This window comes from Brevundimonas vesicularis, assembly GCF_032067225.1.
Lineage (GTDB): Bacteria > Pseudomonadota > Alphaproteobacteria > Caulobacterales > Caulobacteraceae > Brevundimonas > Brevundimonas vesicularis_F.
The window spans coordinates 23,538-32,066 of the sequence record NZ_DAMBJX010000023.1 but is presented as its reverse complement, the minus strand read 5'-3'; the positions used below and the strand labels follow the sequence as shown (position 1 = coordinate 32,066).

13 protein-coding genes are annotated in these 8,529 nt (G+C 65.0%); 4 read left to right on the top strand and 9 right to left on the bottom strand.

The features are described from left to right. The 4 genes from RT123_RS07895 to RT123_RS07880 all read right to left on the bottom strand — a co-directional run. The coding region (locus RT123_RS07895) for a polyprenyl synthetase family protein (RefSeq protein ID WP_313008648.1) at positions 1-363 on the bottom strand (363 nt) is incomplete at its 3' end. Positions 364-442: 79 nt separating this feature from the next. Next, the gene (locus RT123_RS07890) at positions 443-694 is read right to left on the bottom strand and encodes an exodeoxyribonuclease VII small subunit (RefSeq protein ID WP_313008635.1); all 252 of its coding nucleotides are present in this window, start codon (positions 692-694) and stop codon (positions 443-445) included. Positions 695-742: 48 nt separating this feature from the next. Beyond that, on the bottom strand, positions 743-1,405 hold the full coding sequence (locus tag RT123_RS07885; protein ID WP_313008634.1) for a histidine phosphatase family protein: 663 nt from the start codon (positions 1,403-1,405) through the stop codon (positions 743-745). Between the two features lie 41 nt (positions 1,406-1,446). After that, complete coding sequence (locus tag RT123_RS07880) at positions 1,447-2,367, bottom strand: histone deacetylase family protein (RefSeq protein WP_313008632.1); 921 nt, start codon at positions 2,365-2,367, stop codon at positions 1,447-1,449. Between the two features lie 73 nt (positions 2,368-2,440). Here RT123_RS07880 and RT123_RS07875 point away from each other — a divergent pair, with 73 nt between their 5' ends. The 3 genes from RT123_RS07875 to RT123_RS07865 are packed head-to-tail and all read left to right on the top strand — an operon-like array spanning position 2,441 to position 4,709. Beyond that, positions 2,441-2,968 carry a GNAT family N-acetyltransferase gene (locus tag RT123_RS07875; RefSeq protein WP_313008630.1) on the top strand — a complete coding sequence of 176 codons (528 nt, stop codon included), beginning with the start codon at positions 2,441-2,443 and terminating at the stop codon, positions 2,966-2,968. Positions 2,969-2,988: 20 nt separating this feature from the next. After that, positions 2,989-4,167: a VWA domain-containing protein gene (locus tag RT123_RS07870; protein ID WP_313008629.1), complete on the top strand. Its 1,179-nt coding sequence runs from the start codon at positions 2,989-2,991 to the stop codon at positions 4,165-4,167. A 44-nt stretch (positions 4,168-4,211) separates the two neighbouring features. Beyond that, entirely contained in the window at positions 4,212-4,709 is a 498-nt protein-coding gene (locus RT123_RS07865; protein WP_313008627.1) for a hypothetical protein, read from the top strand. Positions 4,710-4,774: 65 nt separating this feature from the next. Here RT123_RS07865 and RT123_RS07860 read toward each other — a convergent pair whose 3' ends face one another. The 3 genes from RT123_RS07860 to RT123_RS07850 all read right to left on the bottom strand — a co-directional run bounded on the left by RT123_RS07860 (position 4,775) and on the right by RT123_RS07850 (position 6,459). Continuing rightward, the gene (locus RT123_RS07860; protein ID WP_055803844.1) at positions 4,775-4,954 is read right to left on the bottom strand and encodes a CsbD family protein; all 180 of its coding nucleotides are present in this window, start codon (positions 4,952-4,954) and stop codon (positions 4,775-4,777) included. Positions 4,955-5,038: 84 nt separating this feature from the next. Then, a complete protein-coding gene (locus RT123_RS07855) occupies positions 5,039-5,482 on the bottom strand; it encodes an NUDIX domain-containing protein (protein ID WP_313008626.1) in 444 nt (147 codons plus the stop codon). 14 nt (positions 5,483-5,496) lie between these two features. After that, positions 5,497-6,459, bottom strand: coding sequence for a histidine kinase dimerization/phosphoacceptor domain -containing protein (locus tag RT123_RS07850; RefSeq protein WP_244878370.1), 963 nt, complete (start codon positions 6,457-6,459; stop codon positions 5,497-5,499). Between RT123_RS07850 and RT123_RS07845 the strand changes: the two genes are divergently transcribed. After that, positions 6,361-6,582 (top strand): hypothetical protein, encoded by a 222-nt coding sequence (locus RT123_RS07845; protein WP_240612118.1) that lies wholly within the window; start codon positions 6,361-6,363, stop codon positions 6,580-6,582. The two genes, RT123_RS07850 and RT123_RS07845, sit on opposite strands and share 99 nt — an antisense overlap. Here the strand turns inward: RT123_RS07845 and RT123_RS07840 are convergent. Both RT123_RS07840 and RT123_RS07835 read right to left on the bottom strand, forming a co-directional pair. Further along, positions 6,537-6,959, bottom strand: coding sequence for a response regulator (locus tag RT123_RS07840; protein ID WP_231868686.1), 423 nt, complete (start codon positions 6,957-6,959; stop codon positions 6,537-6,539). The two genes, RT123_RS07845 and RT123_RS07840, sit on opposite strands and share 46 nt — an antisense overlap. After that, on the bottom strand, positions 6,956-8,482 hold the full coding sequence (locus tag RT123_RS07835) for a CHASE3 domain-containing protein (protein WP_313008625.1): 1,527 nt from the start codon (positions 8,480-8,482) through the stop codon (positions 6,956-6,958). The genes RT123_RS07840 and RT123_RS07835 overlap by 4 nt, the downstream gene beginning before the upstream one ends. Positions 8,483-8,529 lie beyond the last annotated feature (47 nt).

The window sequence follows — 8,529 nt, the reverse complement described above, 5'->3', positions numbered from 1 at the left end:
GTCGAAGGCGGCCGTCTGCAGCGCATCGCCGGCCAGCACCGCCGTCGCCTCGTCATAGGCCCGGTGTACGGTCGGCCGGCCCCGGCGCACGTCGTCGTCGTCCATGCACGGAAGATCGTCGTGAACCAGGCTGTAGGCGTGCACGCATTCCAGCGCACAAGCGGCGCGCAATACCGATCGCCCATCAATGTCGAACAGGCGTGCGGCCTCCAACGCGAAGAACGGCCGCAAGCGTTTGCCGGGACCCAGCGCCGCATAGCGCATCGCCTCGGTCAGGCGGGATTCCGGGCCCTCGGCGCGCGGCAGCAGTTCATCCAGCGCGACCGTGACCAGATCGGCGACCTCAGCCACGCGATCTATCACCGCCTGTTCCGGCGAGTTCGCGGCGATGACGCGGTTCACGAAAACCGGCTCCAGACCAGGCTCGAAGGCGACACAGGGATCATTCGAACGACGCCGCCTCGACGCCCTCGGCCTGGCCGTCGGGGCCGACCACGATCTTCTCCACACGCAGCTGCGCCGCCTTCAGCCGCGCCTCGCAATGCGCCTTCAGCTTGGCGCCCTCTTCGTAGAGGGCGATCGATTCCTCCAGCGGCGCCTGGCCGGATTCCAGGCGAGACACGATGGTCTCAAGGCGCTTCAGGGCGTCTTCGAAGCTGAGATCGGCGGGGATGGCGGCGGCGGTATCGGTCATGGCGCGGACCCTAGAGGCGAGCGCGGGGCGCATCAACGTCAGAAGCGGCTATCGTTTCTCGTAGCGCCGCTGCGACCAGTATTTGAAGCCCTGGTTCTGAACCAGCTTCCAGCCGTCGGCCTTCAGCGCGCGCCCGACCATATGGTTGAAATAGCCATGGGCGAAGACCAGCACGTCCTGACCGCTCTCGGCCCGCGCAATCAGCTTTTGCGCCGCCTGATCGGCCCGCGCCTCGGCCTGGGCGCGGGTTTCCTGGCCGCCGTGGTGATCGAACGCGTGCCACCAGAAGCGCGACACCACGCCCCACCATTTGGGCGACAGCTTGATCCATTCCGGAATCGGCGGCGGCGGCAGAGGCGCCTCGATGAACATGACGTCGGCCATGACCTCGCGTCCTGCGGCGACCGCAGCGGCGGTTTCCTGGGCGCGCTGACGGGTCGAGGCGTAGATGGCCCCAGCGCCCTGCGCCGCCGCAACCAGTTCGGGCGGCGGGGTCTGACCGGCCAGCAGGCCGCCGATCTCATACTTCGCCCACCAGTCGCCGTATTGGCGGGCAGAGATCAGACATTTGCGCGACAAGGCCGGCTCGCCGTGACGCGTCAGGATGATGGCGCCGGGACGGACAGCGACAAGCGCGCCGACGGATGGCAAAGCGTCAGGCGGGGACACGGACGGTTCGGTCGAATCGAGGGACAGGGCGGGGGCTGACATGACAAACGGACGGGCCTTTGGTTTCAAGGCGTTAAGCGTCCTCAGTCCTCCCCGAGCGCAGCGACGTGGGCGGCCGCAGAGCGGCCTAGTCCTTCAAGGTCGTAACCGCCCTCAAGCGCCGACACAACCTTGCCCGAACAGGTCCGACGCGCGACCTCCAGAATCGCACGCGTCGCCCAGGCGAAATCCTCGGCCTCCAGCGACTGATGCGCCAATGGATCGCGCCGGTGGGCGTCGAAACCGGCCGAGATCAGGATCAGGTCCGGCCGGAACGATTCCAGCGCCGGCATCAACCCGCCGGCGAAGGTGGCGCGCCAGTTCTCGCGCGCCGCATGGGGCGCGACAGGCGCGTTGACGATATTGCCGACGCCCGTCTCGGACGCCGCGCCCGTGCCGGGATAGAGCGGCATCTGATGGATGGAGGCCAGGGAGAGACTGTCGTCGTCCTCAAACGCGGCCTCGGTGCCATTGCCGTGGTGAACGTCGAAATCGACCACCGCCACCCGCGCCATCCCTTCGGATTGAGCCACACGCGCCGAGACGGCGACGGAGGAGAACAGGCAGAACCCCATCGCGCGGTCCGGCTCGGCGTGGTGGCCCGGCGGGCGCACGGCGGCGAAGGCGCGGTCCATCTCGCCCCGCGCCACGGCCCTTACCGCATTGATCGCCGCCCCCGCCGCCAGCCGCGCCGCCGGCACGCTGCCGGGTGACAGGACGGTGTCGGCATCCAGCTGAACCATGCCGGCGACCGGCGAGGCGTCCAGCAGGCGTGCGACATAGGCGGCGGGATGCACCCGCTCCAGATCCGCAACCTCGGCCTGGGTCGCGGCGCGCCGGTCGCGGGCCAGGCCTGCGTCGTCCAGAGCATCCAGCACCGCCTTCAGCCGCTCGGGACTTTCGGGATGGCCCGCGCCCGGCGCGTGGGACAGCATGGACGGATGGGTGAAGATCGGCAGGGACATTGGAACGACGATACGCTGGGCTTTCGGACTTGTCGCCCGTGACGCGCGCCAAGGCGCGCGCTAGAGCCGACGCATGACCGAGATCGTGATCCGCCCTTCCCGCCCCCAAGACGCCGCCGCCCTGGGCGCCCTGGGGCGCCAGACATTTATCGACACCTTCGTCGAGGGGTTCGGCATCCCCTACCCGAAAGCCGACCTGAACGCGTTTCTGGACGCCAGTTTCGATCTGGAACCGACGCTGAAGAAGTTGGCGGAGCCCGACTGCGCCTGGTGGGTGGCCGACCGCGACGGAGAACTGCTGGCCTTCGCCAACGCCGGCCCCAATGGCCTGCCCCACCCCGAGGCCAGACCGTCGCACATGGAACTGCGCCGGCTCTATGTGTCCCAGGCGGCGCAAGGTCTGGGCCTTGGAACCAGACTGCTGAAGCTATCTCTGGACTGGATGGAAACCCACACGGACGGACCGTTGTGGATCGGCGTCTGGAGCGGCAACGACAAGGCTCAGCGCCTCTACGCCGCCTACGGCTTCGAGAAGGCGGGAGAATACGACTATCCCGTCGGCGCCTGGCGCGACCGCGAGTTCATCTTGCGGCGCGACTGATCCGGGTTCACATCCCTCTCATGCTCCTGCCCTTCTTCACCGCGCTGCGCGACGCCAAGGTTCCGGTGTCGATGAAGGAATGGCTCCATCTGATGGAGGCCATGGACCGCGACGTGGCGGGGCGCGAGGTTGAGGCCTTCTATCACCTGTCGCGCGCGGTCCTGGTCAAGGACGAGAAACACTATGATCGGTTCGATCAGGTGTTCGGGACGGTGTTCAGGGGCGTCGAGTCGGTCGGGACGGGCGAGGATCTGACCACCGACATTCCCGAAGACTGGTTGCGTCTGCTGAACGAAAAATATCTGACCGACGAGGAGAAGGCCCAGATCGAGGCGCTGGGCGGATTCGACAAGCTGATGGTGACGCTGAAGCAGCGTCTGGAAGAGCAGAAGAAGCGTCACTCCGGCGGCTCGAAATGGATCGGCACGGGCGGGACAAGCCCCTTCGGACACGGCGGCTACAACCCCGAAGGCGTTCGTATCGGCGGTCCGGGCAAGCATGGCCGGGCGGTCAAGGTGTGGGAAAGGCGCGAGTTCAAGAACCTGGACGACACCGTCGAACTGGGCACCCGCAACATCAAGGTTGCGCTGCGTCGTCTGCGCCGTTTCGCCCGACAGGGCGCGCCGGACGAGCTGGATATCGACGGCACCATCGACGGCACGGCGCGCCAGGGCTGGCTGGACATTCAGATGCGGCCGGAGCGGCGCAATACGATCAAGGTGCTGCTGTTCCTCGACATCGGCGGGTCGATGGACGGTCACATCAAGCTGGTCGAGGAGCTGTTCTCGGCGGCCAAGACCGAGTTCAAGAACCTTGAGTTCTTCTACTTCCACAACTGCCTCTACGAAGGCGTCTGGAAGGACAATCGTCGCCGGCACACCGAGCGTATCCCGACGTGGGATCTGCTGCACAAATACCCCGGCGACTGGCGCGCCATCTTCGTCGGCGATGCGACGATGAGCCCGTATGAGATCACCATGCCGGGCGGCTCCGTCGAGCACTGGAACGAAGAAGCCGGCGCCGTCTGGATGAAGCGGGCGCGCCAGCAGTGGCAGAAGTCGGTCTGGCTCAATCCCGTTCAGGAGCGGTACTGGGATTATACCGCTTCCGTCGGCCTGCTACGCGAAGTGATGGAGCAGAGGATGTTCCCGCTGACGCTCGAAGGCCTCGACAAGGCAATGCGGGCCCTGACAAGGTAGGAGACGTTCGGGCGACCGCCTGCAACTTCACGAAGGGTCCGACCATGATCGCCGCCGCCTTCGCCTTGCTGATCCTCCAACAAGCTGCGCCGACCGTCGTGTGGGATGCGCCCGCGCCAGAGGCTGTCGTCGAAACGCCGGCGCCGCCGCTCGAGCACAATGTGCCTGCCTGGGGCCTGGCTGATCCCTTTGGTTTCGAGCGCGCACGGTGCAGTCCGCTGGTGCGCGGCCAGCAGTCCATGGCCGAATGCCAGACCGAGGTGCGCGAGCAACTCGCCATCGCCATGGGACCGGACCTGCCGGAAGCTCTACGCCCCAGCGGCATGGCCGGCGACTGTCAGATGATCCGGGCCAGCGCCGGGGGCTCGGACTATGCGGTCCAGTGCGGCCCCCAGTCTCGCACGGCGGCCGCGCCCTCGAGCCTGCGAGAAATGGATTGTCGTCCGCGTCCGGTCGAGGGCGGGTTCAGCTCTGAGTGCCGCCCGGTCGATGGAGCCGACAAGAAGGGGCTGTCGCTGACCCTGTGGGGCGACAAGGATTGATCGAAAAAAAAAAGCCGCCCGCTTTCGCGGACGGCGCTTCGCATCTTCGCGCATTCTAGGGAAGCTTAGGCCTTGTCGCGCAGGCTGTCCTTGACGCCGCCGACAGTATTCTGGACCTTGCCTTCGACCTGATCGGCCTTGCCTTCGGCCTGCATCTTGGTGTCGCCGGTCACCTTGCCGACGCCTTCTTTAATCTTGCCACCGATGTTCTTGGCGGCGCCTTCGATACGGTCGTGGTCAGCCATGGAAATCTCCTAATCTTCATCGCCGCGACGTAACGTTGCGGTTCGAAAAATAAACGACTTCGCTAATGGCCTGTTCCGTAAGGCTCAGCTTGGACGACGTAGGCAGACGGCGACAGCCCAGGCGTGAGAATCGTGACGCAAGCGCGAGATGGCGAAGGTCGGATCCAGCCACACCAGCGTGTGATCGTCCTCACATTTTGCATCGGGATTTTCGGCCGCCACAGTCGCCGTCCAGAAGCCGCCGACATTGTTCACCGGCTCGCGCGTCGAACGCACGAAATACTGGCTGGCCTCTGCGATGCGGTTCAGCGGCGCGACCGTCAAGCCGGTTTCCTCGACGAATTCGCGGATCAGCGCCTGAACCTCGGTCTCTTCCAAATCCAAGCCGCCGCCGGGAAGATCGAAATAGGGGCCGGCCTCGCGTTCGACGCGCACACAGGCGATCAGGCCGTCGCGCTCGACGATGCCGAACGCGGTGGCGCGGTGACGATAATCCGAAGCGGGTTTGCGAACGCCGAACTGCAACATGATGAAAACCGACCCTAGAGGTCGAACGACAACCTGGCGCGCACGCCCTTGTGGGCGCCGTCGAACTCGACGGCCGAGCGCAGGCCAGACGCCATGGCGGAAATGATCTTGCCACCAAGCCCCGTGCCCTTCGGCGTTCCATCGCCCATGCCGGGGCCATCGTCCTCGACCGTCAGCATCACGCGATGGTCCGTCTCGCGGCGCAGATGGATGCGAATCTCGCCGCCCTGTCCCGGCGCATAGGCGTATTTGACCGCGTTGGTGACCAGTTCGGTGACGATGACGCCGATGGAGACGGCCTGATCGGTCGTGACCGACAAGGGCTCAGCGTCCAGCGTCAGTTTGGGCGATCCTTCGTCTGGCCCGATGGACTTGGACAGTTCGTCCATCAGCCCGACCAGATATTCGTCCATCGCCACGTGGCTCATGTCGCCAGACGTGTAGAGGCGGCGGTGAACATGGGCGACGGCCTCGATGCGCGCCTGCGATTCGCGCAGCGCGTCCTTGGCGCCCTGATCGGTGACGTGGCGCATCTGCAACGACATGAAGCTGGACACCAGCTGCAGCGAGTTGCCGACGCGGTGGTTCACCTCACGCAGCATCGCCTCGGCCCGATCGCGCGCTCGGCGGATTTCTTCCTGCGCCAGTTCGTTCTCGCGCTCCAGCCGACGGCGCGACAGGGCGTCCTCGAGCGCCGAGCGCAACAGGGAGGTGAAATCCTCCGAGACGTCCTTGATCACGTAGTCCGCCGCGCCCGCTCGAAGGGCGGCGACGGCGATCCGCCCATCCTGCGCACCCGTCACATAGACGACGGGGGGCGGCGCTGTCAGGGCCAGAATGTCCGGCAGGACGTCCAGCCCGTCTCGCGTCGGCATATAATGGTCCAGCGCGCAGACGTCGAACTCGTCCTGCTGCAACAGATCCAGCCCCGCATCGCCGTCGGGCGCGCAGGTGACGGCGTAGCCGTGACGCCCCAGTTCCTTCTCGACCAGTCGGGACAGACCCCGATCATCGTCGATGTAGAGCAGGCGGATGGGCTGGGACGCGTCGATCGTCAGATCTCCGGCGCCTGGATCACCGACAGGAACAGACCCAACTGACGGATGGCGCCGGCGAAGGATTCATAATCCACCGGCTTGGTGATGTAGACGTTGCAACCCAGGTCGTAACAACGCTGGATTTCGACCTTGTCGTCCGTGGTCGTCAGCACCACGACCGGAGCCCGCTTCAGACGGTCGTTGGCCTTCACCTTTTCCAGAATGTCCGTACCCGACATATCGGGCAGGTTGAGGTCGAGCAGGATCAGCAGCGGGCCATTGGCGAGGATTTCGTCGCTGAACAGATAGTCGAGCGCCGCACCACCCTCATCGAAATGCTTGATCTCGTTGTTGATGTTGGCCCGGCGGATGTTCTTTTCAATCAGCTTGGCGTGGCCGTGGTCGTCTTCGACCATGATGATTTTGACGGGTTGCGTCACAGCGCGCCTCCGGGTTCAGACAGGATCAGTCGTTTGGGGAATTTCAGCAGGAAAGTCGAGCCTTTGCCCAGTTCGGACTCGACGTCGATGGTCCCGCCCAGGCGGCGCACGCTGTTTCTGACGAACGCCAGCCCCAGACCTTCGCCGGAACGGTCCTGTTTTCCGGAGCGGCGGAACAGTTCGAAGATCCGCTCATGGTCACGCGGGGCGATGCCCCGGCCGTTGTCGGCGACCCGGTAGACGACCCAGCCGCCCGGCACGTCTTCGCCAGACACGACGATTTCGCCTGGCCGGTCGCGATCCAGATATTTGACGGCGTTGTCGATCAGATTTCCGACGATCTGCTCCATCGAAATGCGGTCGCTTTCGATTTCGGGCAGCGGCTGCACATCGATGCGGGCGCCCGAGGCTTCGGTCTGGTGATGGACGCTGTTAGCGATATTCTGGGCCATCGTCGTCATGTCCAGCGGTTCTGGAAGCAGGTTGCGGCGACCTTCGCGCGACAGCTTCAGGATGGCGTTGATCAGCCGGTCCATCTTCTCGGTCGAGGCGCGGATAAAGCCTATGGCCTCGGGCATTTCCTCGCGCACGGCGGTGACGATCTCGGGATCGACCACGCGCGTCTTTTCCGCCTCATAGATCGCCTTGTCGACGATCTTGCCTGCCTGCTCCAGTTCGGAGGTGTAGCCCATCACGTTGACCAGCGGCGCGCGCAGGTCGTGGCTGACGATGTAGGCGAAGCGCTGGATTTCCTCGTTCGCGCGCATCAGGTCGCCGGTGCGCTCGCGGACCTTGTCTTCCAGGCTGGCGTTGGCGGCGTCCAGGGTCGCGCGGGCGGACTGGATCTCGGCCACGTAACGCCGCACCAGCCAGGCTGACAGCAGAGCCAGAACGAGGACCAGAAGCCCCGCGATGGCGTTCATCGTGACGGTCAGGAAGCCAAAACGCTCCGAGGCCCGACGTCGACTGTCGATTCGGTCGGACTTCAGCTTGTCGAACTTGTCGATGGCGGCTCGGAGCTCGTCCATATACTGCTTGCCTTCGCCAGACCGCACGGCCTGGATCGACTGCCCGATCCGACCCTGCCGCGCCAAAGCGACGGTGCGCTCCATCTCGTCCCATTTCTTGTCACCCAGACGGTGAATGGGTTCGACGGTGTCTTTCAGCGTCGGATCGAGGGCTGCGCCCTCATCCAGAAACGCGAGAGCGGGCTCCATGTCGGCCCTGGAGTCACGATAGGGCTGTAGAAAATCGCTTCGTCCCGTCAGCAGAAAACCGCGTTGCGACGTTTCGGCGTTCAGGCTCGCAATGAGAACCGTGCGCGCGGCGCGCCGCATCTGCTGAGCATGCTCGATGGTCTTGTTCAACGCGACGGTGCGCTGGATCATCACGAAGGTCGTCGCATTGACCACGATCAGCAGTCCGAACGCCAGGATCAGCATGGCAGAGATCGACCTGGCCAACGACGGCGTACGCATGAAGTCGCGCAGGCGCGACCATTGGGATCGGGGGTTCGGACTCATGACGGCGGAGCTTTAGCGGGGTGCGTCGCCGCGTCAAACGTCAAACT

Excerpts from the sequence above, each read along its gene's own strand:
- RT123_RS07880 (WP_313008632.1), bottom strand. The coding sequence starts at position 2,367 with ATGTCCCTGCCGATCTTCACCCATCCGTCCATGCTGTCCCACGCGCCG.
- RT123_RS07890 (WP_313008635.1), bottom strand. The coding sequence starts at position 694 with ATGACCGATACCGCCGCCGCCATCCCCGCCGATCTCAGCTTCGAAGAC.
- RT123_RS07835 (WP_313008625.1), bottom strand. The coding sequence starts at position 8,482 with ATGAGTCCGAACCCCCGATCCCAATGGTCGCGCCTGCGCGACTTCATG.
- RT123_RS07855 (WP_313008626.1), bottom strand. The coding sequence starts at position 5,482 with ATGTTGCAGTTCGGCGTTCGCAAACCCGCTTCGGATTATCGTCACCGC.
- RT123_RS07870 (WP_313008629.1), top strand. The coding sequence starts at position 2,989 with ATGCTCCTGCCCTTCTTCACCGCGCTGCGCGACGCCAAGGTTCCGGTG.
- RT123_RS07885 (WP_313008634.1), bottom strand. The coding sequence starts at position 1,405 with ATGTCAGCCCCCGCCCTGTCCCTCGATTCGACCGAACCGTCCGTGTCC.
- RT123_RS07875 (WP_313008630.1), top strand. The coding sequence starts at position 2,441 with ATGACCGAGATCGTGATCCGCCCTTCCCGCCCCCAAGACGCCGCCGCC.
- RT123_RS07845 (WP_240612118.1), top strand. The coding sequence starts at position 6,361 with ATGGTCCAGCGCGCAGACGTCGAACTCGTCCTGCTGCAACAGATCCAG.
- RT123_RS07865 (WP_313008627.1), top strand. The coding sequence starts at position 4,212 with ATGATCGCCGCCGCCTTCGCCTTGCTGATCCTCCAACAAGCTGCGCCG.
- RT123_RS07860 (WP_055803844.1), bottom strand. The coding sequence starts at position 4,954 with ATGGCTGACCACGACCGTATCGAAGGCGCCGCCAAGAACATCGGTGGC.